18 protein-coding genes are annotated in these 25,251 nt (G+C 74.5%); 16 read left to right on the forward strand and 2 right to left on the reverse strand.

All coding sequences use genetic code 11. From position 1 onward, the window contains the following. Positions 1 to 335: 335 nt before the first annotated feature. Positions 336 to 998, forward strand: a complete 663-nt coding sequence (locus AC068B_RS28465; protein ID WP_306338656.1) for a ScbR family autoregulator-binding transcription factor — start codon at positions 336 to 338, stop codon at positions 996 to 998. Between the two features lie 1,079 nt (positions 999 to 2,077). On the opposite strand, the gene AC068B_RS28470 is transcribed toward AC068B_RS28465, so the two are convergent. Continuing rightward, entirely contained in the window at positions 2,078 to 2,848 is a 771-nt protein-coding gene (locus AC068B_RS28470; RefSeq protein ID WP_478674463.1) for a glucose 1-dehydrogenase, read from the reverse strand. Between the two features lie 543 nt (positions 2,849 to 3,391). Then, complete coding sequence (locus AC068B_RS28475) at positions 3,392 to 4,060, reverse strand: ScbR family autoregulator-binding transcription factor (RefSeq protein WP_478674464.1); 669 nt, start codon at positions 4,058 to 4,060, stop codon at positions 3,392 to 3,394. Between the two features lie 779 nt (positions 4,061 to 4,839). Here AC068B_RS28475 and AC068B_RS28480 point away from each other — a divergent pair. The 15 genes from AC068B_RS28480 to AC068B_RS28550 form a co-directional block, all read left to right on the forward strand. Continuing rightward, entirely contained in the window at positions 4,840 to 5,052 is a 213-nt protein-coding gene (locus AC068B_RS28480) for an acyl-CoA carboxylase subunit epsilon (protein ID WP_478674465.1), read from the forward strand. Positions 5,053 to 5,190: 138 nt separating this feature from the next. Beyond that, the gene (locus AC068B_RS28485) at positions 5,191 to 6,783 is read left to right on the forward strand and encodes an acyl-CoA carboxylase subunit beta (protein ID WP_478674466.1); all 1,593 of its coding nucleotides are present in this window, start codon (positions 5,191 to 5,193) and stop codon (positions 6,781 to 6,783) included. A gap of 229 nt (positions 6,784 to 7,012) precedes the next feature. Continuing rightward, positions 7,013 to 7,705 carry a ScbR family autoregulator-binding transcription factor gene (locus tag AC068B_RS28490; RefSeq protein WP_478674467.1) on the forward strand — a complete coding sequence of 231 codons (693 nt, stop codon included), beginning with the start codon at positions 7,013 to 7,015 and terminating at the stop codon, positions 7,703 to 7,705. An 879-nt stretch (positions 7,706 to 8,584) separates the two neighbouring features. Next, on the forward strand, positions 8,585 to 9,487 hold the full coding sequence (locus AC068B_RS28495; protein WP_478674468.1) for an AfsR/SARP family transcriptional regulator: 903 nt from the start codon (positions 8,585 to 8,587) through the stop codon (positions 9,485 to 9,487). A gap of 489 nt (positions 9,488 to 9,976) precedes the next feature. Continuing rightward, positions 9,977 to 10,798 carry an AfsR/SARP family transcriptional regulator gene (locus AC068B_RS28500; protein WP_356256006.1) on the forward strand — a complete coding sequence of 274 codons (822 nt, stop codon included), beginning with the start codon at positions 9,977 to 9,979 and terminating at the stop codon, positions 10,796 to 10,798. Between the two features lie 345 nt (positions 10,799 to 11,143). After that, entirely contained in the window at positions 11,144 to 12,109 is a 966-nt protein-coding gene (locus AC068B_RS28505) for an aromatase/cyclase (RefSeq protein WP_478674469.1), read from the forward strand. A gap of 2,548 nt (positions 12,110 to 14,657) precedes the next feature. Further along, complete coding sequence (locus tag AC068B_RS28510) at positions 14,658 to 15,719, forward strand: type III polyketide synthase (RefSeq protein ID WP_356268740.1); 1,062 nt, start codon at positions 14,658 to 14,660, stop codon at positions 15,717 to 15,719. A gap of 76 nt (positions 15,720 to 15,795) precedes the next feature. Beyond that, the gene (locus tag AC068B_RS28515; RefSeq protein WP_478674470.1) at positions 15,796 to 16,350 is read left to right on the forward strand and encodes a cupin domain-containing protein; all 555 of its coding nucleotides are present in this window, start codon (positions 15,796 to 15,798) and stop codon (positions 16,348 to 16,350) included. A gap of 5 nt (positions 16,351 to 16,355) precedes the next feature. After that, positions 16,356 to 17,510: a DegT/DnrJ/EryC1/StrS family aminotransferase gene (locus AC068B_RS28520; protein ID WP_478674471.1), complete on the forward strand. Its 1,155-nt coding sequence runs from the start codon at positions 16,356 to 16,358 to the stop codon at positions 17,508 to 17,510. Further along, positions 17,507 to 18,502: a class I SAM-dependent methyltransferase gene (locus AC068B_RS28525; protein WP_478674472.1), complete on the forward strand. Its 996-nt coding sequence runs from the start codon at positions 17,507 to 17,509 to the stop codon at positions 18,500 to 18,502. The genes AC068B_RS28520 and AC068B_RS28525 overlap by 4 nt, the downstream gene beginning before the upstream one ends. Positions 18,503 to 18,548: 46 nt before the next feature. After that, entirely contained in the window at positions 18,549 to 19,175 is a 627-nt protein-coding gene (wrbA, locus tag AC068B_RS28530) for an NAD(P)H:quinone oxidoreductase (RefSeq protein WP_478674473.1), read from the forward strand. Positions 19,176 to 19,556: 381 nt separating this feature from the next. Continuing rightward, positions 19,557 to 21,146 carry a class I adenylate-forming enzyme family protein gene (locus AC068B_RS28535; protein ID WP_478674474.1) on the forward strand — a complete coding sequence of 530 codons (1,590 nt, stop codon included), beginning with the start codon at positions 19,557 to 19,559 and terminating at the stop codon, positions 21,144 to 21,146. 131 nt (positions 21,147 to 21,277) lie between these two features. Continuing rightward, entirely contained in the window at positions 21,278 to 22,489 is a 1,212-nt protein-coding gene (gene metK / locus AC068B_RS28540) for a methionine adenosyltransferase (protein WP_478674475.1), read from the forward strand. A gap of 160 nt (positions 22,490 to 22,649) precedes the next feature. Continuing rightward, positions 22,650 to 23,633 carry a carbohydrate kinase family protein gene (locus AC068B_RS28545; protein ID WP_478674476.1) on the forward strand — a complete coding sequence of 328 codons (984 nt, stop codon included), beginning with the start codon at positions 22,650 to 22,652 and terminating at the stop codon, positions 23,631 to 23,633. A 74-nt stretch (positions 23,634 to 23,707) separates the two neighbouring features. Continuing rightward, the coding region (locus AC068B_RS28550; protein ID WP_478674500.1) for a homocysteine S-methyltransferase family protein at positions 23,708 to 25,251 on the forward strand (1,544 nt) is incomplete at its 3' end.

Consider the following 25,251-nt stretch of genomic DNA (forward strand, 5'->3'; position numbering starts at 1 on the left):
GCCTGTGCGGTGCGGCTGCGGGGGCTGGGGTGTGTGCCTGTTGGTGCGGGGGTGGGTGAGGGGGTGTCAGGTGAGGGGTCGTCAGTTGTGTGCGGGGTGTGGGGTGTTGGCGGGTTGGGGTGGGGTGGTGGGGGGTGGATGGTGTTTCTGGTGGGGGGTGTGCGGGGTGTGGGGTGTGGGTGGGGATATGTCGGGCGGGGGGTGGGGCGGGGCGGGGTGGGTCAAGATCCCTGGCGGGGTCGGTGGGGGGTGGTGTGGGTAAGGTACGTCCACGACGGTTTCTTTTTCGGGTCCGCTGCATACCCGATCGGGGCACTTGGTGCAGGGGAGGTCACGTGGCGCAGCAGGAGCGTGCTGTCCGTACGCGGCGTGCGGTGCTGGAGGCGGCCGCTGCGGTGTTTGCCGAGCATGGGTATTCGGCGGCGACGGTGTCGGACATTCTGCAGGCGGCGGGGGTGACCAAGGGCGCCCTGTATTTCCATTTCGATTCCAAGGAGGCCTTGGCGCGAGGGGTGCTGCAGGCGCAGGTGGCGTATGCGGGGCCGCCCCAGGAGCTGAAGGTCCAGGAGTGGGTGGATGCGGGGCTGTTGCTGGCGCACCGGCTGCCGCGGGATCCGGTGGTGCGGGCGGGGGCGGTGCTGTCCTCGGATCCGCAGGGCCGGGAGCACTACGGCAGTGCGTGGCCGGCCTGGATCGAGCTGTCGGCGCAGACGCTGGCCGAGGCCAAGGAGCGCGGGGAGATCCTCTCCCATGTGGTGCCGCGGCAGACCGCGGAGCTGATTGTGTCCTCGTTTCACGGGGTGCAGCTGTTCTCCCAGCTGGAGTGCGGGCTGGCGGACGTCGAGCGGCGCATCTCGGTGCTGTATGACCACGTGATACCGGCGATCACGGTGCCGGCCGTGCTGGCCCGGCTGGACCTGGCCCCGGACCGGGGGGCGCGGCTGTATGCGCAGGCGGTGTCCGTCCCGCCGCCCGCCCTGGTCCCCACCACCGGCTGACCCGCCGGGCTGCTGCCCGTCGCGGCGTGCCCCGGCTGGGCTCCGCCTGGCGGCACCGCCGGCCGCGGCCCCGCACCCTCCGGCCCGCCCCCCCCGGGGGCGGCCGGTGTCGCTACCGCGGGCCGCGGACCGCGGGCCGCGCTCGGGTGCGGGCCGCGCCCGGTGCCCGGGTGGGTGCCGCCTCCCAGGCCCGGCGGCGCCGGGCGCCGGACCACCACCCCCCCCGGGGGGTGTGTCCGTTCGTCCTTGCCGGTCCCGGGGTGTGCCGCGGCGCCCCGGGCGCCGCCGACCGCCGCATTCCGGCGTAGCGCGGTCCGCTTCCGCCCCGGCCGCGTACCCCGGCGTGGCCGGGCCCGCCGCATCTCCGGGCCCGTGCCGGGCCGGCGGCGCGGTGCCGCGTACGCCGCGGTCCGCACCGCACCCGCCCGCCGCACCCGCCTGCCTGCCGCAGCACCCGCCCGCCGCACCCGCCTGCCTGCCGTGCCCGTCCGGGGTGCGGGCCCGCTCCGGTCCCTGCCCCGCGGTGCGGTGTCCGCGCCGCGCCGCGGTCCGGGCGGCGGAAGCGCCGAGCGCATCCCGGTCGCGCCGGGCACCGTGTCCGGTGCGGTGCACCCGGCCGCGCACCGCACCGCACGGTCCCCGCCCGCCGCACGGCACTTCGGTGTGGCCCGGTCCGCTCGGGTCCCCCCCCCGGGGCCTGCACTTGGGTGGGGCGCCCGGTCCGTTCTCGCCCGGCACGCCGGTCCCGTGCCCCGGTGGGAGCTGGCCGGGTCCGGCGTCTTCCCACCCCCAACACCCGTGCCGTGCCGGTGGCGCGGTGCCGCCTGCGGCCTGGTCCGCACCGCACCCGCCCGCTGCGTTCGCCCGCGGTGCGGGGCCCGCTCCTGCTCCCTGCCGCGGTGCGGTGTCCGCTCCTGCCCGTGTGGCTGCGCCTGTCCGCCCGGTGCCCCGCGCTGCGGGTGCCTGCCCCTGCCTGCCTGCTGTGCGAGGGCGGTTGATCGGTGTGCGGCTGGCCGGGGGCGTGTGCCGGTGCGGCGTGCCGGGGCTGAGGGGGGTGGTGTCCCCGGGCCGGGGTGGGGTTACCAGGTGGTGGCGCCGCCGTCGACGGGGAGGGTGGCGCCGGTGACGAAGGAGGCGCGGTCGCTGCAGAGCCAGGCGGCGGCTTCGGCGATTTCTTCGGGTTCGGCCATGCGGTTCTGGGGGGAGGAGGCTTTGCTCTTGGCTTCCTGGGCGGGGAAGCGGGCGAACCAGTCCTCGACCATTTCGGAGCGGGCCAGGCCGGGGGCGATGGCGTTGACGCGGATGTGGTGGGGGGCGTACTCGACGGCGGCGACCTTGGTGAGGCCGACCACGGCGTGCTTGGCGGCGATGTAGGGGGCGGCCACGGAGGTGGCGACCAGGCCGGCCACGCTGCTGGTGTTGACGATGGCGCCGCCGCCGGTGGTGAGCATGGCGCCGATCTCGGGGCGCAGGCAGTTCCACACGCCGCGCACGTTGGTTTCCATGATCAGGTCGTAGGCGGTGTCGTCCATCAGGTGCAGCGGGCTCTTCTCCACCGCGGCGCCCGCGTTGTTGAAGGCCGCGTCCAGCCGCCCGTAGGTGTCCACCGTCTGCTGCACGGCCCGCCGCATGTCGGCGGCGACCTGGACGTCCGCGGTGCAGCAGGCGGCCTCGGCGCCCTCGGCGCGCAGTTCCTTGACCAGGGCCTGCAGCCGGTCCTCGCGCCGGGCGACCAGCATCACCCGGGCGCCTTCCCGGGTGAAGACCCGGGCCGCGGCCGCGCCGATCCCGCTGCTCGCCCCGGTGATGAGGGCGACCTGCCCGGCGAGCGAGCCCTGCTGCTGCGTCATCTGCCGCGTATCTCCTTGCCTGGGGCGGCGCATGCCGCACGGGGTGCCCGCTCGCGCCGGGACGGGAGGGCCTGCCGGTAGCCTAGCGTGCACGTTCGATAACAGGGGCCGTGGTGCCCGTCCTTGGGCCGGTGCCCGCCCGGCGCGGTGCGCGCAGGATCCGGCCCGGGGCGCCGACTCGCCCCGCACCAGCGGGCGCTGTCCCCCTCCGGGTATCGCGTCCGGCCTCCTGGGATCGCCTTGCCCCGGTGCCGTTTTCCCTCCGCGCTCCCGTCGGGGCCGCCCCGCCTTCCGGGCGCTGCCCCCTGTTCCCGCGGTCCAGGGCCCGCTCCCGGCCGCTGCTGCGGGCCGCAGCAGCGGCCCGCCGAGTCCGGCCGCGGGGCGGGGCGTTGGCGCGTTGGCCCGGGGCGCGCCGGGTCCGGCGGGAGGAGTCCGGGGGAGGGGCCTGCGGGGCGGGTTGTGCGGGGCGGGCTCTGGCGGGGAGCGCCGGCCGGGGCGGGGCGGGTCGGCGGGGGCTTGGCCGAACTGCGGGGGCGGGGTGGGTCAGCGGGCGGGGGTGTCGTGGGTGTGCTGCAGGCCGGGATCGGGGAAGGCGGGGGAGCCGGTGCCGCCCGGCTGCAGGGCGGCCAGGGTCGGCGGGCTGGCCACCGAGGGCAGCAGGAGCTGCCAGAAGCTGGTGAGGGAGGAGGCGGACAGCCAGCCCCGGTTGGCGCGGCTGAGCACCTCCAGGCCCACCGTGGTGGCCACCACCGTGGCCACCAGGCCTTCGGGGGAGACGCCCGCGGCCAGGGCCCGTTCGTCCGCGGCCCGGGCCACCAGCCGGTGCACGCAGGCCTGCCACTCCTGGCGCAGGTCCAGCGGGGTCCGCGGCCCGGTGTCGCAGTTCAGCCGGAACCCGGCCCGCACCACCACGTCCCCGTGCAGCAGGTGGACCATGCGGTGCGAGAGGTCCATCAGCGACTGCACCGCACTCACCTGGCCCAGCGGCACCCCGTCCGCGGCCCCCCGCAGCGTCTGGGCGGCGGCCTGCTCCACGGCGTCGGCCACCGCGGCCTTGTTCTCGAAGTGGAAGTGCAGGGCGCCGCGGCTCACCCCGGCGCCCGAGCTGATCTCATCCAGGCTGGCCCGCACATAGCCGTACCGCTCGAACAGGTCGGCGGCCGAGAGGATGAGGGCGGTGCGGGTACGGGTGGCCCGTTCCTGCTTGCTCACTGGTGACTCCCGTCAAGAATGGTTTCCAGGCGGCGTATAAAACCAACTTGCCGGTTTGATCTCCAGAGGCAGGCGCAACCCGGCCCCCAGGACCGCCCGGCGTGACGCATTCCGCTTCCCTGCCCGCCGGGCCCGCCAGGGGGGCCACCTCGGCAGGTGTCCACGGGGCGGGCCCGGGGGCAGCGCCGGCGCTTTGGCCGGAAGCCGGGGGTTCCGCTCCGGCCGCCCGCGGGCCGGGGCGCGGAGCTGTCTGCGGGGAACATGCCCGTGACATTAGCCCCATTAAAAACCGTACAAGCGGTTTTTAATCAAACCGTGTGTCACCTCTGCCCCTTCCGGACACCCCCGGGTGACCCCGCCGCTGCCCGGCCGGCCCCGCCCGGACAGCCCGGCCCGGACGGTGAGGCCCGGACGGCCCGGCCCGGACGGTGAGGCCCGGACGGCCCGGCCCGGATGGTGCAGCGCGGTGCGCCGGTGCGGTGCGCCGGTGCGGTGGTCCGGCCCGCTGTGCCCGGTGCGGTGCGGTCCGGGCCGGTCCGGCCCCGGCCGTGGACCCGGGGCCCGGGGCCCGGGGTCCGGCCCCGGCGCCGCACCCCGGGCTCACCCCGCTCCCCGTGCCCGCCCGCCTTCCGTGCCCGCCCGCCTTCCGTGCGGGGCGCCCCCGGGAGCGGCCCGCTGGGCAAGGCCTCCTGGGTGCCGCCGTGGGGGAGCTCCAGGCAGACCCGAGCCTGTTTTGAGCCCGGCGGTCGACCGTTGGCCCCTAAAGGGGAGGTGGGGTCGTGGACGCTGTCGACAGCAGGGCTGCCCTGCTCAGGATCGAGCGCGGGCAGGCCAGCGACGAAGAGCTCGCCGCGCTCGCCGTGACGCTGTTCTCGCTGGCCGCCGGCCGCCCGCCGGGCGGCCAGGACGCCGCCCGCGCCGGGCGCCCGGCCGATGCCTGGCGCCCGCCGGAGCACGCCCGGGCCTACCGGGCGCCGCACAGCTGGCGCTGAGGCGCCGCACCGGCCGGCGGGCGCCAGGCGCGCACCGGCCACACCGCACAACTCCCGAGCAGGAACACCACGGCAGCAATCCGGCGGGCGCGGCCGCGGCCGCGCCCGCCGGGCCGACCGAGGAGAAAGGGGACCGTCGTGGCGACGGTGACGGAGCCCTCCGCGCTGGATGCGGCATCGGCCGAGACACGGGGCCGGCTGGCCGAACTGGCCGCGATCCGCGCGCAGGCACTGGCCGGACCGGGCGAGCGGGCGACCGCGGCCCAGCACGCCAAGGGCAAGCTGACCGCCCGCGAGCGGATCGGCCTGCTCCTGGACGCGGACTCCTTCCAGGAGGTCGAGCAGCTGCGCCGGCACCGGGCCACGGGCTTCGGCCTGGAGGCCAAGAAGCCGTACACGGACGGTGTGATCACCGGCTGGGGCACGGTGGAGGGCCGCACGGTCTTCGTCTACGCGCACGACTTCCGGATTTTCGGCGGCGCGCTCGGCGAGGCGCACGCCACCAAGATCCACAAGATCATGGACATGGCCATCGCGGCCGGAGCGCCGCTGGTCTCGCTCAACGACGGCGCGGGCGCCCGCATCCAGGAGGGCGTGGCGGCGCTGGCCGGATACGGCGGCATCTTCCAGCGCAACGCGAAGGCCTCCGGCGTCATCCCGCAGATCAGTGTGATGCTCGGCCCGTGCGCGGGCGGCGCCGCCTACAGCCCGGCGCTGACCGACTTCGTGTTCATGGTCCGCGAGACCTCCCAGATGTTCATCACCGGCCCGGACGTGGTCAAGGCGGTCACCGGCGAGGAGGTCAGCCAGAACGGGCTCGGCGGCGCCGACGTGCACGCCGAGACCTCCGGGGTGTGCCACTTCGCCTACGACGACGAGGAGACCTGCCTGGCCGAGGTCCGCTACCTGCTCTCACTGCTGCCCGCCAACAACCGCCAGACCCCGCCCGCCGCACCGGCCGGCGACCCCGCCGACCGCGCCACCGGCGCCCTGGCCCAGGTGGTGCCCGCCGACGGCAGCCGCCCCTACGACATGCACCGGGTCCTGGACGAACTCGTCGACGACGGCGAGTTCCTGGAGGTCCACGAGCGCTGGGCGCGCAACATCATCTGCGCCCTGGCCCGGCTGGACGGCCAGGTCGTGGGCATCGTCGCCAACCAGCCCCAGACGCTGGCCGGGGTCCTGGACATCGAGGCCTCCGAGAAGGCCGCCCGTTTCGTGCAGATGTGCGACGCCTTCAACATCCCCATCCTCACCCTGCTGGATGTCCCCGGCTTCCTGCCCGGCGTCGACCAGGAACACGGCGGCATCATCCGCCACGGCGCCAAACTCCTGTACGCGTACTGCAACGCCACCGTGCCCCGCATCTCCCTGGTGCTGCGCAAGGCCTACGGCGGCGCCTACATCGTCATGGACAGCCAGTCCATCGGCGCCGACCTCACCTACGCCTGGCCCACCAACGAGATCGCCGTGATGGGCGCCGAGGGCGCCGCCAACGTCATCTTCCGCAAGCAGATCGCCGCCGCCCAGGACCCCCAGGCGATGCGCGCCCGGGTGGCCAAGGAGTACAAGGCCGAGCTGATGCACCCCTACTACGCCGCCGAACGCGGCCTGGTCGACGACGTCATCGACCCCGCCGACACCCGCGAGATCCTCATCAAATCCCTCGCCATGCTCCGCACCAAACACGCCGACCTGCCCTCCCGCAAACACGGCAACCCCCCGCAGTAACCCCCGGCCCGCCCGCCATCCCCGGCCCGGCATCCGCCCGCGGCGCCCGCCCGCACCCGCCCGCGGCGAATACGCCGCCGCCCCGCACGGCCCCGCACGGCCGCGCACGGCCCCGCACGGCCCCGCCGCCCTGCCCGCCGCCCCGGCCCCGGGCCGGGAGAACCGCCCCGCCGCCCGCCCGTGCCACCGGCGGCGGGGCCGGGCCCCGCCCAGTCCAGGAGAGCCACCAATGGTGCAGCAGGAGCGTGCCGCGCGCACGCGGGAGTCACTGATGCGGGCGGCCGCCGAGGTGTTCGCCGAGGACGGCTTCGTCCCGGCCACCCTCGGCACCATCAGCCGGCGGGCCGGGGTCAGCGCCGGGGCGCTGCACTTCCACTTCGAGAACAAACACGCCCTGGCCCGCGCCGTGGAGGCGGCCTCCCTGGTCACCCTGCACCAGATCACCCGGGAGGCCGAGGAACGCCACCCCGGCGCGCTGCCGCGCCTGATCGCCGCCGGTGACGCCCTGCTGCACGCCCTGGAACAGGACGTGGTGGTGCGCGCCGGGTTCCAGCTGGTGGGCCCCGCCGCCTGGCGCACCGGCCCGCTGGACCTGCGCGACGCCTGGCAGCGCTGGGTCGAGGCGCTGCTGCACACCGCCCGCCGCGAGGGCACCCTGGCCGCCGGGGTGAGCCCGGCCCGGGCCGCGGCCGCCGTCGTCGCAGCCACCGTCGGCTTCGCCGTCCTGGGCCTCAGCGACCCCCGATGGCTCTCCCACCGCACCCTGTCCCAGTACTGGGACCTCATGCTGCCCCGCCTCACCCACAACCCCCCAGACAGCCCCACCGCCCCCAGCCGCCCGCAGCCCCCGCCCCCTCCCGGCCGTCCGCCCGCCCCGAACTCCCCGGACACTCCGGGCAGTCCGCCCGCCCCGGCCCCGTAACGGCACCGCCAGGACCCCCGGGAACCCGGACCCCGGACCCCGGACCAGGCCCCGGCCTTGACCCCAGGCCCGGACCCCGGCCTCGACCTCCGGCCCGGACCCCGGACCCCGGGCCCCCGGGTCCCGGTCCCCTCGAAAACCCCGGCCCCGACCCCAGACCCAGGCCCCGACCCCAGACCCAGGCCCCGACCCCAGACCCAGGCCCCGACCCCAGACCCAGGCCCCGCCCCCAGGTCCTGGCCCGTGCCCCCAGATCTCGCCCCCCGGAACCCCGGAACCCCGAAACCCCGGAACCCTGGCCCCCGCCCCCAGAAACCGCCTGCCCCCGCGCCCCTGCCCCTCCCCGGGGCACCCAGGCCACCCGAAGGCCCCCGGGCCAGGCCCCAGAAGCACCCAGGCCCCCCGGGGCCCCTAGGGAGGCCCTCGGGCCCAACCCGGCCCACCCCGAGGCCCCCGGCCCCCGGCCCCCCAGAGGCTCCCGGGGAGGCGCCGGGCCCCGGGAGGCCCCCGGCCCCGGCCCCGCCCAAAGCCCCGCCCCGCCCCGCGATTTCAACCCCTGTTAGACCCAACGTAAAACAGCGAACACCTGCTGTTTTTACGTTAAGACCGGGTTCCGCACCCGCCCGCACCCCTACCGGACCGGCCACCCGCGGCCAAAACCAGCCGGTCTGCACCCGTGTGACCTGCCCCTTCCTCAAGATCCACTCAAGAAATGGCAGGTAGATCGCCTGAGGTCAGGTGCAGCACTGCTAGAAACCAGCTACGCGGTTTTGTATTGACAGGGCTCCGCGAATCTATTTGAATCTGGGTGCGGTAAGGGGATCGGACCCGCGAGCGGCAGACGGCGCGAGCGGCATCAACCACCTTCAGGGGGACGCTGTGGACATCGAGGTACTCGGTGCGCTGGCGGTGCGGGAGAACGGCCGGTCGATCACGCCCACGGCCCCCAAGCCCCGGCAGGTGCTGGCGCTGCTGGCGCTGCACGCCGACCGGATGGTGCCGGTGTCCGCCCTGACCGAGGAGCTGTGGGGCGCGGCGCCGCCGCGCAGCGCCCGCACCACCCTGCAGACCTATGTGCTGCAGCTGCGCGAGCTGATCGCCGCCGCGCTGGACCGGGACGCCGCCGCTGGCGGGGCGGGCGAGCCGCCCCGCAGCGCCAAGGACGTGCTGGTGACGATGCCCGGCGGCTATCTGCTGTGCGGCGGGGGCGGCGCGAGCGACGTGCGCACCTTCGAGCGGCTGGCGGGCGCCGGCTACCGGGCGATGGACGCCGGGGACTGCACCGGCGCCGCCCGCCAGCTGCGCGAGGCGCTGGCCCTGTGGTCGGGCACCGCCTTCGCCGACGTACAGGCCGGCCCGCAGCTGCAGATGGAGATCAAGCGGCTGGACGAGAGCCGGCTGTGCGCGCTGGACCGGCGCATCGAGGCCGACCTGCGCCTGGGCCGCCACCGCGAACTGCTGGCCGAACTGACCGTGCTGGTCAACGGCTACCGCACCCACGAGAGCCTGCACGCCCAGTACATGCTCGCGCTGCACCGCTCGGGCCGGCGCGGCGAGGCGCTGGACGCCTACCAGCGGCTGCGCACCACCCTGGTGCAGGAGCTGGGCCTGGAGCCCTCGGCCCGGCTGCGGCGCCTGCAGCGCTCCATCCTGACCGCCGGCCACGACCTGGCGGCCCAGCCTCCCGCCCACCCCGTGCCCCCGGTGCCCCCCACGGCACCCGCGGCCGCGGCGGTGGCCGCGGCCACCGCGGCCGGGGAGCGGCTGGTGCCCACCGGGTGAGCCGCCGCCCCGGCCCGGGACACCGCTGACGCCCCGCCCCGGCCCGCCTGTTGACTGCCTGTCCCCTCCCACGCACTCGCCCGCCGCGAGATCTGCGGCGGGCGAGCCGCGTTCTGTCCCGCGTGCGCCGCCCCCCACCGGCCACGCCCCACCGCGCACCACCGCGCCCGCCGCGAGAGCGCCGCGGACCGGACCCGCCCGTGAAACCGGCACCCGAGGACCCGAGGGGGAAAAGAGCCGTGCAGCCCAACGTTTGCCCGCCGTCCGCACGGACTTCACCCCGGCCCATGCGCACCTGGTCCGCGCCGCCTAGCGTGCAGAACCGGCCCCGCCCGCGCCACCGGCCCAACAGGCCTGCCCCACCGGGCGCCTGACACCGTCTCACCCACCCGGCACGGCGAAAGGAGGACGCCCCACGAACGGCATGCGACCGCCCGCGGCGACGGAATGCAGTCAAGAAAAGAACTCGACGAAGTACGGAGAAACCCCATGAAGATTCAGGTTCTGGGTCCGTTGAGCGCCGAGGTCAACGGGGGATCGATTGTTCCGACGGCACGCAAGCCGCGGCAGATTCTGTCCCTTTTTGCCCTCTACCCCGGACAGGTGATGCCTGTCCCCACGCTCATGGAGGAACTCTGGGGCACCGAGCCGCCCCAGAGCGCACTCACCACCCTGCAGACCTACATCCTCCAGCTGCGCCGGCACCTGGGCACCGCCCTGGGACCCGGCACCCCCGGCACGGCCAAGGAAGTCCTGGCCACCCGGCACGGCGGCTACCTGATGCAGATACCGGCCGAGGGCGTGGACGTACACGAGTACGACCGCCTGGCCACCGAGGGCCGCACCGCCTTCGAGACCGGCGACGACGCCACCGCCGCCGACCGCTTCCGCCGGGCCCTGGCCCTGTGGCGCGGGCCCGCCCTGGTCGACGTGCGGGTCGGACCCATCCTGGAGATCGAGGTCATGCGCCTGGAGGAGTCCCGCCTGGGCACCGTGGAGCGGCGCATCGACGCCGACCTGCGCCTGGGCCGCCACTCCGAACTCATCGCCGAACTCACCGAACTGACCGCGCGCTACCCCCAGCACGAAGGACTGCACTCGCAGGCCATGGTGGCGCTCTACCGCTCGGGACGGCAGGCCTCGGCCCTGGAGATCTACCGCAAGCTGCGCATCCGCATGATCGAAGGACTGGGGGTGGAGCCCTCCCCGCAGGTCCAGCGGCTGCACCAGGCCATGCTGGCCGTCGACCCCCAGCTGGACGTGACGGCCGGACCCCGGCGCACCTCCACCTTCGACCTCTACGCCGCCTGAACCACCCGCACCACCCGTATTACCCGCACCGCGTGCACCACCCGCATCACCTGTAGTGCCCGCACCACGTGCCCTGCCGGGGCCACCCGCAGGGCCTGAACCACCCGCACCGCCGCAACCGTCCCGGGTCCGCCTCCTTCCCCGCCCGCCGGGGGACGAGGCGGACTCGAGCCGTCTCCGGGCACGCGTCGAGCCGCAGCGGGCACACTGCACACACCACCGGCCCCACCCCGGACCCGCCCCTCACGCCCGGACCCGGCCACCCGACCCGGCCCGGCCCGGCCCGATACGGCGGACGCGCACACGGCGCGAGCGCAGAGAAAAGCGAAGAGAAAGGGGGGCCCGGTGCCCGGCAAGCGCGAGCGCATCCACCGGCTGTCGCACACGCTGGAGGTGGCCGCGCCCGCCCCCACCGTCTACGCGCTGATCGCCGACCCCGAGCGCTGGCCGCTCTACCTGCCGCGCAACATCTACGCCCAGCGCCTGGACTTCGACGGCGTCCACGAGCGGATCCGGGCCTGGGCGCTGGCCCAGGGCCAGATCGTCTCCTGGACCGCCCGCCGCGTCCAGGACCCCGTGCACCGCCGCATCACCTTCCGCCAGGACCTGCTCGTGGAGCCCGCCACCTCGATGGCCGGCCACTGGAGCGTGCAGCCGCTGGGGCCCGGCCGCTGCCGGCTGACCCTGGAACACGAGTTCACCGCCGCCCCCGACCGGCCCCAGGACGCCGACTGGCTCGCCCAGGTCACCGCCGACAACAGCCGCTCCACCCTGCACAGCCTGCAGTTCCTGGCCGAACGCTGGCCCCGCCTGGACGAACTGGCCCTCTCCTTCGCCGAGTCGATCCGCGTCAACGGGCCCGCCGAACTGGTCTACGGCTTCCTCTACGACGTCGCCGACTGGCCCGGCCAGCTCCCGCACGTGCGCGGGGCCGCCCTGGAAGAACCCCACCTCGGCATCCAGAAGGTCGCCCTGGACCTCACCGCCGCCGACGGCAGCGCCGCCCCCAGCGTGGCCGGCATCCGCATCTGCTTCCCGCACGCCGGACGCATCGTGCACAAGGCGACCGTGCCCCGCCCGCTGCTCGCCGCGCACTGCGGCGAATGGTCGGTCCTGCCCGACGAACGCGGCGTCACGGTCGTCGCCCAGCACCACGCCCTGCTGCGCGAGGACCGCATCGAACAGATCCTGGGCCCCGGCACCGGCCTCGCCGAGGCCCGCCGCCGCATCCGCGCCGACCTCGCCCGCGACAGCCGCCAGACCCTGCAACTGGCCCGCCGCCACGCCGAATCCGCCATCCGCGTCCTTTGACCCCACCCCGCCCCCGGCGCTCCCGCCCCGGCAGCCCAGCCCGGCCCCCGCCCGGCCCCGCAGCCGGGCCCCGGCACCCCACCGCCCCCGGCGGCCCGTCCGCCGGGCCGCACCCGCCGGGCCCGGCCGCCCGCGACACGCCGGGGCGACACGCCGGGCCGCCGCCCTCCGGCCGGGCCTGCGCCCCGCCCTCTCCCCGCGGTGGCAACCGCGCGCCGCCGCCCGGCCGTTGCGGCGCCGCCGGGCCGGAAACACGCCGGGGGAGGGGCAGGCCGGGCCGCCCCGCCCGGACGGGAAGCGCCGGGACGGCCCCGCGCGCCCCGGCCCCGGCGCTGTGCGCTGCGGGGAGCCGGGCCCAGGCGGCACCGGGCGCGGCACCGCCCGTCCGCCCCGACCGCCCCGTCCGCCACCCCGTTGCGCACCCCCGCCCCGGCGCCGCCGCGGCCAGCCCGCCCCGGCCGGGCGGCAGATACGGACCCGGACACTCCGTACGCGGCCCGGCGCCGGCCCCGGAATCCCGGGCCGCACAACACCCCACTCAGTGACCTACGTCACTTTCGGAGTCCCTTGGTGCGGGGACGGCATCCGTGTCACTATTTCCGCACGACTTCCCTGCCCAAAGCCGGTTCTGAGGCGGTGGGTTGAGTGTCGTATCCGCCGCCTTGTACGGGCCATGCCGAGTTCATGCCCCCGCGGCGCCGCTTCCCCCCATCGAATTCCTCCGCCCGTATGCCGTGACGCCCTGCGTCGGCAGCCGCGGGCCCCCGGCGGGGACATCTCCCTCCTCTTTTCGGCCGATACGAAATCCGGGCCGGGAAAGGTATCGGTGAAAAGGCGGGGTGCACGCGGCGCCGTCCCCTCCGCACGGCGCCGGGCCCCGCCCCGCGCGGGCCACGGTGCGCCGCGGCCCGGCCCGCCCGGCACGTCCCCAGCCCCAGCCCTGCCCCGTTCTTCCCCCCGGGGCCGCTGCCCGTGAGCGCCCCCGGGCGGGCGGGCCCGGACCACGGGCAGCAGGGGAGAGGCACGCCGATAAGAAGGGGAGAGGCGCGCCGGAAAGGGGGGCGGGGCGCGGCCCGTTCTCCCGCACCCCGACCGGCCCGGCCCCACCGTCCGGACCGCCCGTCCGCCCCGGCCCTCCAGCCGCCCCGTCCGCCCGGCCGGGCCCGCCGGGGCCCGCCCGCCGTCCTGCTCTACGCCCGTCACCCGGCCCGCGCCGCCCGCACCTCGCGCGCACCGGGCCGACTCCCGTACCCCGCACGGCCGGTACGCAGCCCGCGCACCGCCCGCCCGCACCCTGACCGGTGCGGGCCACGGGCGGTGGACGCCGCCCGACCAAGGAACTGGCACTCTTCCGGCGCCGCCGGGCCTGGGGAGTTAGCACCTTTCCGGCACCCGCCGGGCCAGGGGTGTTGGTACCTCTTCGGCACCGCTGGGCCAAGGGGGTCGGAACCGCTCCGGTACCGCCGGAGCAGGGAGCCCGCACCTTTCCGGTACCGCCGGGCCTGGGGAGTTGGCACCTCTTCGGCACCGCTGGGCCAAGGGGGTCGGCACCTCTCCCGTACCGCCGGGCCAAGGAACTGGCGCCCCTTGGCACCGCCGGGCCAGGGGGAGTCCGCACCGCTCCGGTACCGCCGGGCCGAGGAACTGGCGCCCCTCGGCACCGCCGGGCCAGGGGGAGTCCGCACCGCTCCGGTACCGCCGGGCCGAGGAACTGGCGCCCCTCGGCATCGTCGGGCCAGGGGAGTTGGTACCTCTTGGGTACCGCCGGGCCAAGGAGCCAGCACCTCTTCGGTACCGCCGGGGCAGGGGAGTCGGCGCCTCTCCGGTACCGCCCGACCATGGAGCCAGCATCCGTCCGGCACCGCCGGGCCAAGGGAGTTGGCACCGCTCCGGCACCGCCGGGCCAAGGAGCCAGCACCTCTCCGGCACCGTCGGATCAAGGAGCCAGCACCTCTCCGGCACCGCCAGGCCAGGGGCGTTGGCACCGCTCCGGCACCGCCGGGCCAAGGAAGTCGGCACCCTCCCGGCACCGCCGGGCCAGGCATCCAGCACCCCCGAACCCCTCGCGCACCGCCGGGGCCCGCCCCTCCGCGGCGGCCCCGCATCCCGCATCCCGCGTGCGGCGCGCCCCCGCTGACGCACCCCGGCCGCACGCCAAGCCCCAGCCCGAGCCCAGCTTCAGCCCAGCTCCAGCCCCACCCCCGCCGCCCCCGCCCCGCCGGGGGCCCGTTCCCGCATGCCCGCGGGCCCCCGCACTCCCGCGGCCCCGCATGCCCGCGGGGCCCCGCACGCCCGCACTTCCGCGTTCCCGCACTTCCGCGTTCCCGCACCACCCGGCCCCCGCGCCGGTGCACCCTCCCGTGCCGCCTTCCCCGGCGCCCGGGCAACCCCCCGGTCCGGCCGGGGCCGGTTGTCCGGGCCCGGCGAAGGCGGCGCGGCAGACGCCGTCCCAGCTGCCCCCGCCGCCGCCCGAACCGGGCGGCACCGGGAGTGCGCGAAAGCTCTTTCACGTGCAGAAGGCAGACTCTAGAGAAAGTGGATTCCCGATATGCCTAGGCTATGCAAGCCGTCAGTGCGTGTGCCGGAATACGTCATCACAGCGGAAGAGACGCTGGAATTTGCCGAGAGGGTCCACGCCGGAAAGCCGCAGCTTCCCTTGGCGCTTCGACTGATCCGCAACACGGGGGTGCTGAAGCGGCATATCGTCCAGCCCATCGAGAAGACCCTCGAGCACCCGGGCCTGACCGAACGCAACCGCATCTACGAGGCGGAGTCCAAGAAGCGCACCCCCCAGGTCGTCGAGGAGGCCCTGGCCAACGCCGAGGTCAACGCCCGGGACATCGACGCGATCATCTACGTGTCGTGCACCGGGTTCCTCATGCCCTCGCTGACCGCCTGGCTCATCAACAAGATGGGCTTCCGCTCCGACACCCGGCAGATCCCCATCTCCCAGCTGGGCTGCGCCGCGGGCGGCGCCGCGATCAACCGGGCCCACGACTTCTGCGTGGCCCACCCCGGCAGCAACGTCCTGATCGTCTCCTGCGAGCTGTGCTCGCTGTGCTACCAGCCCGACATGGACGACATCGGCTCGCTGCTCTCCGACGGCCTGTTCGGCGACGCCGTCGCGGCCGCCGTGGTGCGCGGCACCGGCGGCACCGGCATCGAACTGGAGCGCAACTCCTCCTACCTCATCCCCAACACCGAGGACTGGATCTCCTACTCGGTGCGCGACACCGGCTTCCACTTCCAGCTGGACCGCCGGGTGCCCGGCACCATGGAGCCGCTCGCCCCGGTGCTGCGCGAGTTCGCCGCCGGCCACCAGTGGGACGCCAGCAACCTGGACTTCTACATCGTCCACGCCGGCGGCCCGCGGATCCTCAACGACCTCGCCAAGTTCCTCGACGTGGACCGCAAGGTGTTCAGGCACAGCTGGTCGACGCTGACCGAGTACGGCAACATCGCCAGCGCGGTCGTCCTGGACGCCGCCCTGCGCCTGTTCGAAGAGGACACCCCGATGCACGACGCCACCGGCCTGATCGCCGGCTTCGGCCCCGGCATCACCGCCGAGATGGCCCTGGGCCGCTGGAACAGCGACGCCGCCACCGGCTGACCGTGGCCACGAGCGCCCCTCACCGGGGCCCTTCGCGCCGAGCGAGTTGTCCGTACGAACGAAGGAAATCCATCACATGACTGGCCTGATCGTCCCGCCCGGTGAGGGACGCAAGCTGATCACTCCGGCGCAGGAGGTGACCTTCAAGGCCACCCACGCGCAGGGCTCGGTCATCTCCGTCTTCGAGGTGATCGTGCCGCCCGGCTTCGACGTCGGAGCCCACGTGCACCACGAATCCCAGGAGTTCTTCTACGTCCTGGAGGGCGAGCTGGACCTGCTGTGCTTCGAGCCGACCGAGCGCACCAAGGACACCTGGCACCACTGGCAGTCCGCCAGCGGCGAACGGGTCATCCGCGCCGCCGAGGGCGGCTGCATGTTCGTGCCGCCCGGCACCCCGCACGCCTTCCGCAACGCCACCGACAAGCCGGTCAAGATGCTCTTCCAGAGCTACCCCTCGCCCGACCACGAGCACTACTTCGAAGAGATCGCGGAGATCTGGGCGCGCGGCACCACGGTGGACCCCTCGGCCGTCGAGGAGATGCGCAAGCGCTACGACGTCGAGGAACTCACCCCCCTGCGCTACCAGCCGCCCGCCACCGCCACCGCCGCCACCGCCGGCCCCGGGAAGTGAGCCCCATGACCCCTCCCATCCCCCTGGTCCACGCCAGCCTGGGCGAGCAGGAACTGGCCGCCGTCGCCGAGGTGTTCGCCTCCGGCTGGCCGGCCGGCCAAGGCCCCAAGGGCAAGGCCCTGGAGGCCCAGCTGGCCCAGCGCTACGCCATGGACGCGGTCGCGGTCAGCAACTGCGGCGCCGCCCTGCACCTGGCGCTGCTCGCACTGGGCGTCAAGCCCGGCGACGAAGTCATCGTCGCCGACTACACCTTCCCCGCCCCCGCCCACGCGGTCCGCTACCTGGACGCGGTGCCCGTCTTCGCCGACGTGCGCCCCGACACCCACACCGTGGACCCCCAGGCGGTCGCCGACCTCATCACCCCGCGCACCACCGGCATCATCGCGGTGGACACCGTGGGCCTGCCCGCCGACTACAGCGAACTGCAGGCCCTGGCCGACCGGCACGGCCTGTTCCTCATCGAGGACGCCGCCTGCGCGGTCGGCGCCACCTACCAGGGCCGCCAGGCCGGCGCGCTGGCCCCCATCGCCTGCCTGTCCTTCCACGGCCGCAAGGGCGCCAGCAGCGGCGAGGGCGGCGCCCTGCTGGCCACTGATCCGGCCATCGCCGCCGACGCCCGGCTGCGCTCCTCCTTCGGCATCGGCAGCATCTTCGACCAGTCGAAGATCGTCGGCCTGCCCATCCCGGAATTCACCGAGGTCGGCTACAACTTCAAACTCTCCGACATCGCCGCGGCCATCCTGCAGGTCCAGATCGGCCGGATCGGCGAACTCCTCGAGCGGCGGGCCGCGGTGGCCGACCAGTACGCCCAGCTCCTGGCCGACGAGGACCTCCTGACGCTGCCGACGGTGCCCGCCGACCGCACCCACGCCTGGCAGTCCTACCTGGTCGCCCTGGATCCCCGGGTGGACCGCGCGGCGCTGGCCGGCGACCTGCGCGGCCAGGGCATCGGCTGCGGCCACGGCACCTGGGCCACCCACCTGCAGCCGGTCTTCGCCGGCAAGCAGGCCTGCCCGGTCTCCGCCGACCTGTTCGCCCGCCACCTGGCCATTCCCATGCACGCCGAGCTGAGCACCGACCAGGTCGACCGGGTCGTGACAGCCCTGCGCACCGCACTTCGAACCCACGCGGCCCCCGCGGGCCGGGGAGGAACCGCATGAGCGACAACCAGCCCACCCCGGACACCATCCTGCGGCTCATCAACGGCTACTGGTCCACCGGCCTGCTGGGCGCCGCCGCCGAGCACCAGGTGTTCACCCACCTGGACAACGGCGCGGACAGCGCCGCCCAGCTCGCCCAGCGCGCCCAGATCTCCGAACGCGGCGCCCAGACCCTGCTGGACGGCCTGGTCAGCATCGGCCTCACCGAGCTGACCGGCGGCCGCTACCGCAACACCGCCGCCGCCTCCACCTACCTGGTCAAGGGCCGCCCCGCCGACCTGTCCGCGATGGCCCGCCTCAAGCTCACCCACATGGGCAAGCTGGCCGCGCTGCCCGAGGTGGTCCGCGCCGGCGGCCCCATCAGCGACCCCACCACCGAGGTCGCCGACAACCCGCACTGGGGCGAGGTCGTCCCGGCCATCGCCGCCCAGTCGGTGCCCGCCGCCGCGGTCGCCGCCGACGTGCTGGGCCTGGACGAGGCCGGCGCCGTCTCCATCCTGGACGTCGGCGGCGGCTCCGGCATCTACTCCGCCACCTGGCTGGAGCGCAACCCCGCCGCCCGCGCCACCCAGCTCGACTGGGAACCCATCAACGCCATCGCCCGCCAACTGCTCGCCGACCGCGGCGTCGCCGACCGCTTCACCTGCATCGACGGCGACTTCCACACCACCGACTTCGGCACCGCCGCCTACGACGTCGCGCTCTACTCGCACATCGCCCACCAGGAAGGGCCCGAGGACAACGTGGCGGTCTTCACCCGCCTCAAGGACGCCCTCAAGCCCGGCGGCGCCCTGGTGGTCTGCGACTACGTCGTCGACGACGACCGCAGCGGCCCCGCCTTCCCGCTGCTGTTCGCCTCCGAAATGCTCCTCAAGAGCCAGCAGGGCGGCACCTGGCGGCGCGCCGACTACCACGCCTGGCTCACCAAGGCCGGCTTCAGCGACATCACCTTCCACGCCGCCCCGCCCGCCACCCTGGTCATCGCCCGCTAGCGCCACCCCGCGCGCGCCAAGGAAACGCGAACAAGGAACGCACGACATGAAGGAAACAGCTGTGGACCCTGTGAACGTGGCAATCATCTACTACAGCGCCACCGGCACCGTGCACGCCCTGGCCCAGGCGGTGGCCGAGGGCGCGGAGAAGGCCGGCGCCCAGGTGCGGCTGCGCCAGGTCGCCGAGACCGCCCCCGAGGCGGCGATCAACTCCAACCCGGCCTGGGCCGAGCACCGCACCGCCACCGCCGACACCGAACAGGCCACCCACGACGACCTGTCCTGGGCGGACGCCGTCCTGTTCGGCACCCCCAGCCGGTTCGGCAACCCGGCCAGCCAGCTGCGGGCGTTCATCGACACCACCGGCCCGCTCTGGTTCGAAGGCAAGATCGCCGGAAAGGTGTTCTCCGCCTTCACCGCCAGCAACACCGCCCACGGCGGCCAGGAATCAACCATCCTCGCCCTGTCCAACACCTTCTACCACTGGGGCGGCATCATCGTGCCCCCCGGCTACACCGACCCCATCCAGTTCCAGTCCGGCAACCCCTACGGCACCTCGCACGTCGCCGGGGACGGCGCCCCCGGCGAGGTGGCCCTGCAGGCCGCCCGCCACCAGGCACGCCGCGTCGTGGACACCGCCGCCGCGCTGAAGATCGGCCGCGCCGCCGGCTGACCCCCCCCAGGGGATGCGGCGTTGTGGAGCCCGGCCGGGCCCGCGCGGCTTCGGTCAGAGCCGCGCGGGCCCGGCCGGTGGCCCAAGGGCGGGGCCGGGGACGCAGCCGGTCGACAGAACCGGCCCGAGGGGGCGCCCCCGGCACCCCGGTGCGGCCCGGGGCAGCGACCCGCCCGGCTGCCCCCCCAAGGGGGGGCGCGGCCGGCGGCGTCCGCCTCGTCCGCCTCCCCCCTTCGACGACACAGCCCCGCGCAATGTGAGGCCCGGCCCCCGACTTCCTTCCCCGGGCCGCCTTTTCCCCTTCTCGCCCTGCTGCCTGTTCCTTCCGCCCGCCCCGCCGTCCCGGCCCGGCCACCGAACCCACCTAAGGAGACAGCCCCGATGAAGGGCTCCACGGTCTACGCATCGATACAAAAACGCGGTCTGCACCTCGGTCTCCTGCCGGAGATGGCGGCCGCCGTCAACGGCTCCACGCCCATCACCCTCGACCACGACCTGCACGTCCTGCCCCGGGCCGGACGGCGCCTGAGTGTCGCCGAGTTCGCCGCGGCCATCGACGACCTGGCGGGACGCCTGTGGGCGGCCGGCGTACGCCCCGACGAACACCTGGTCATCCACAAGAGCGCCAACGCCGACATCTGGATGCTCGGCGCCGCCGCCTCCCGCATCGGCGCCGTCCCGGTGATGCTCTCGCCCGCCCTGGACGCCGCCACCGTGGCCGCCCTCATCCAGCGCGTCGCGCGCCCCAGCCTCCTGACCGACCTGGCCAAACTCGACGCCGGGCTGGCCAAGGAGCCGCTGGCCGACCTCACCCGGCGCGTCCTCATCACGGCCGGGGACCGCGAGGGCACCCAGTCCCTGGCCGACCTCGCCGGCGCCCCCCGCGTCAGCCCGGTGGTCCGGCCCATCGACGAGGCCGCCGTCATCACCCACACCTCCGGCACCACCGGCCTGCCCAAACTCGTCGTGCACACCCCCCGCACCCAGGGCATCCGCCTGCTGCCCCAGTGGCGCCTGCTCGGCCTGATGCGCCGCAAGGACACCGTCGCCATCCACATCCCCTTCGTGCACTCCCGCATGGTCGCGGCGATGTCCCTGGCCCTGCTCAAGCAGCTGCCGATCCTGCTCATGAACGAATCCGACCCCGACACGGTCGCCGAGCAGTTCCTGGCCCACCGGCCCGGCTTCGTCGAGGCCCTGCCCAACTCCCTGATGGACTGGGAGGACCTGGCCGGCGACCCGCGCCGCCCCTTCGCCTCGGTGAAGATCTTCAGCAGCACCTTCGACGCCATCCACCCGCGCACGATGAGCCGCCTGCTGAACTCCTCCGACCGGCCCGGCGCCCTGTTCTTCCAGATCTACGGACAGAGCGAGGTCGGCCCCGCCGTCGGCCGCGCCTACTTCCGCAACTCCGCCCACAAGGCCAACGGGCGCTGCGTGGGCTGGGCGATGCCCGCCGGCGCCGCCAAGGTCCGCGTGGTCAGCCGCAACGGCAAGACCCCCTCGGCGAAGAACCCCGGCTTCATCGAGGTCGCCTGGCCCGGCCTGGCCAAGACCTACTACGCCGAGCAGGACCGCTACGACACCAACCGCAACGGCGACTGGTGGCGCACCGGCGACGTCGGCTACCGCACCCGGCTGGGCTGCCTGCACATGCTCGACCGGGAAGTCGACATGATCGACGGAGTGCGCAGCTCCCTGGAGGTCGAGGACGTCGTGCTGGGACGGCTCGCGGAACTGAGTGAACTGGTCGTGGTGCCCGGCCCCGACGACACCCCCGTCCCGGTCATCTGCACCACCGACGACGCCCCGCTGGACCCGGCCCGCTGGCGCGCCGCCGTCACCGACTTCCCCCAGCTGGCCGACCCCGTCCAGATCCCCCAGGCCGAACTGCCGCGCACCGCCACGCTCAAGGTCCAGCGCATCGCCCTGGCCCACCAGCTCCAGCAACGCCTGGCCGACCCCGCCTGACCCGGCCCCGCCCACGCCGCCCGCCGGTCTGTGCCGGTCCGCGGCCGTGGCGGGGGAGCGGAGGCGCGGCCCGCCCGCCCCGCCCCACCCCCGCCACCCATGCCACCCGCCCCCTTTCGCCCTGGAGAGCCATGTCCCGCCGCCTGTTCACCTCGGAGTCCGTCACCGAGGGCCACCCCGACAAGATCGCCGACCAGATCAGCGACACCGTCCTGGACGCCCTGCTCAGCCAGGACCCCGCCTCCCGCGTCGCGGTCGAAACCCTCATCACCACCGGCCAGGTGCACATCGCGGGCGAGGTGACCACCACCGCCTACGCCGACATCGCCACCCTGGTCCGCCAGAAGATCCTCGACATCGGCTACGACTCCTCGGCCAAGGGCTTCGACGGCGCCTCCTGCGGCGTCTCGGTGTCCATCGGCGCCCAGTCGCCCGACATCGCCCAGGGCGTCGACACCGCCTACGAGAACCGGGTCGAGGGCGATGAGGACGAGCTCGACCGGCAGGGCGCCGGCGACCAGGGCCTGATGTTCGGCTACGCGAGCGACGAGACGCCCGCCCTGATGCCGCTGCCCATCGAGCTGGCCCACCGCCTCTCGCACCGCCTGACCGCGGTCCGCAAGGACGGCACCGTCCCCTACCTGCGCCCCGACGGCAAGACCCAGGTCACCATCGAATACCAGGGCAGCCGCCCCGTGCGCCTGGACACCATCGTGGTCTCCTCCCAGCACGCCGCCGACATCGACCTCACCGACCAGCTCACCCCCGACGTGCGCACCCACGTCGTCGAACACGTCCTGGCCCAGCTCGCCGACGACGGCATCAAGCTGGACACCGACGACTACCGCCTCTTCGTCAACCCCACCGGCCGCTTCGAGATCGGCGGCCCGATGGGCGACGCCGGCCTGACCGGCCGCAAGATCATCGTCGACACCTACGGCGGCATGGCCCGCCACGGCGGCGGCGCCTTCTCCGGCAAGGACCCCTCCAAGGTGGACCGCTCCGCGGCGTACGCGATGCGCTGGGTCGCCAAGAACGTCGTCGCCGCCGGGCTGGCCACCCGCTGCGAGGTCCAGGTCGCCTACGCCATCGGCAAGGCCGAACCGGTCGGCCTGTTCATCGAGACGTTCGGCACCGCCACCGTCCCGCAGGCCGCCATCGAAGCCGCCGTCACCGACGTCTTCGACCTGCGCCCGGCCGCCCTCATCCGCGACCTGGACCTGCTGCGCCCCATCTACGCGCAGACCGCCGCCTATGGCCACTTCGGCCGCGAACTGCCCGACCTCACCTGGGAGCGCACCGACCGCGCCGACGCCCTGCGCAAGGCCGTCGAAGCGGGCTGACCCCCGGCCGCCCCGCCCGCCGCCCCGCCCGCCGCCCGCCGGCACCGGCCGGCGGCGGGCCCCCGGCGCCCGCGCCGCCCCGCCCGCCGCCCGGCGGGCCCCGGCCCCCTTCCCGCGCGCCGCCCCACCGCCGAACCCCAGCTTCAAGGAGTGCCTTTCCGTGCGTATCGCCGTGACCGGATCGATAGCGACCGACCACCTGATGGTCTTTCCCGGACGCTTCGCCGAACAGCTGCTCAAGGAACAGCTGGAGCGGGTCTCCTTGTCCTTCCTCGCCGACCGCCTGGAGGTGCGCCGCGGCGGCGTCGCCGCCAACATCGCCTTCGGCCTGGGCCTGCTGGACCTGGACCCGATCCTGATCGGCGCGGCCGGCCTGGACTTCGCCGAGTACGCCACCTGGCTGCGCGAGCACGGCGTGGACACCACCGCCGTCCAGGTCAGCGACACCCTGCACACCGCCCGCTTCGTGTGCACCACCGACCAGGACCAGAACCAGATCGCCACCTTCTACGCCGGCGCCATGGCCGAGGCCGCCCACATCGACCTGGCCGCCGTCACCGCCCGCACCGGCACCCCCGCCCTCGTCCTGATCGGCGCGGACGACCCCGCCGCCATGCTGCGGCACACCGCCACCGCCCACCGCCTGGGCATCCCCGTCGCCGCCGACCCCTCCCAGCAACTGGCCCGCCTCGACGGCGAACAGGCCCGCCAGCTCGTCGACGGCGCCCGCTGGCTGTTCACCAACGAGTACGAGGCCGCCCTGCTGCTGGAACGCACCGGCTGGAGCGAACAGCAGCTCCTGGAGCGGGTCGGCACCTGGATCACCACCCTGGGCGCCGGCGGCGTCTCCCTGGCCCGCGCCGGCTGCCCGCCGCTGCCCGTGCCCGCCGTCCCCACCGACAAGATCGCCGACCCCACCGGGGCCGGCGACGCCTTCCGCTCCGGCTTCCTGGCCGGCACCCTGTGGGAACTGCCCCACGAACGCGCCGCCCAGCTCGGCTGCGCCCTGGCCACCACCGTCCTGGAATCGGTCGGCACCCAGGAGTACAAACTCATCCCCGCCGACCTGATCGCCCGCATCGACCAGACCTACGGGGCGAGCGCGGCCCGCGTCCTGGAGGCGCGGATCGCGGGGGCCTCGTGAGCACCGCACCGCACCAGCGCGCCGCCGCCCTGCGCCAGGCCCTGGCCACCCGGGTGGTGGTGGCCGACGGCGCGATGGGCACCATGCTCCAGGACCAGGACCCCACCCTGGAGGACTTCCAGCAGCTCGAGGGCTGCAACGAGATCCTGAACGTCACCCGCCCCGACATCGTCCGCTCCGTGCACCAGGAGTACTTCGCGGCCGGTGTGGACTGCGTGGAGACCAACACCTTCGGCGCCAACCACGCCGCCCTGGGGGAGTACGACATCCCCGAGCGGATCTTCGAACTCTCCCAGGCCGGGGCCCGCATCGCCCGCGAGGTCGCCGACGAGTTCGACACCGGCGACGGCCGCCAGCGCTGGGTCCTCGGCTCGATCGGCCCCGGCACCAAACTGCCCACGCTCGGCCACACCGACTTCGCCACCCTGCGCGACGGCTTCCAGGCCAACGCCGAAGGCCTCATCGCCGGCGGCGCCGACCTGCTGATCGTGGAGACCACCCAGGACCTGCTGCAGACCAAGGCCTCGGTGCTCGGCGCCCGCCGCGCCCTGGACGCCTCCGGCCTGGACCTGCCGCTGGTGTGCTCCCTGGCCTTCGAGACCACCGGCACCATGCTCCTGGGCTCCGAGATCGGCGCCGCGCTGACCGTGCTGGAACCGCTCGGCATCGACATGATCGGCCTGAACTGCTCCACCGGCCCGGCCGAGATGACCGAGCACCTGCGCTACCTGGCCCGCCACTCCCGCATCCCGCTGCTGTGCATGCCCAACGCGGGCCTGCCGGTGCTGACCAAACACGGCGCGCACTTCCCCCTGGGCCCGGACGGACTGGCCGACGCGCAGGAGAACTTCGTGCGCGACTACGGCCTGTCGCTGGTGGGCGGCTGCTGCGGCACCACGCCCGAGCACCTGCGTCAGGTCGTCGAGCGGGTCCGGGGTGTGGAGACGCCCGCGCGTACGCCGCGGCCGGAGCCGGGGGCCGCCTCGCTCTACCAGACGGTGCCGTTCCGGCAGGACACCGCCTATATGGCGATCGGGGAGCGCACCAACGCCAACGGCAGCAAGAAGTTCCGGGAGGCCATGCTGGAGGGCCGCTGGGACGACTGTGTGGAGATGGCCCGGGACCAGATCCGTGAGGGCGCGCACATGCTGGATCTGTGTGTGGACTATGTGGGCCGTGACGGGGTGGCCGACATGGCGGAGCTGGCGGGGCGGTTCGCGACCGCCTCGACGCTGCCGATCGTGCTGGACTCCACCGAGCTGCCGGTGCTGCAGGCCGGGCTGGAGAAGCTGGGCGGCCGGGCGGTCATCAACTCGGTCAACTACGAGGACGGGGATGGGCCCGAGTCGCGGTTCACGAAGGTGACGGCGCTGGCCAAGGAGCACGGCGCGGCGCTGATCGCGCTGACCATCGATGAGGAGGGCCAGGCCCGCACCGTCGAAACCAAGGTCGCCATCGCCCAGCGGCTGATCGCCGATCTGACGACCAACTGGGGCATCCACGAGTCGGACCTTCTGATCGATACGTTGACCTTCACCATCTGCACCGGCCAGGAGGAATCCCGCGGTGATGGCATTGCCACCATCGAGGCGATCCGCGAGCTGAAGCGCCGCCACCC

The organism is Streptomyces sp. NPDC042371, assembly GCF_056437465.1.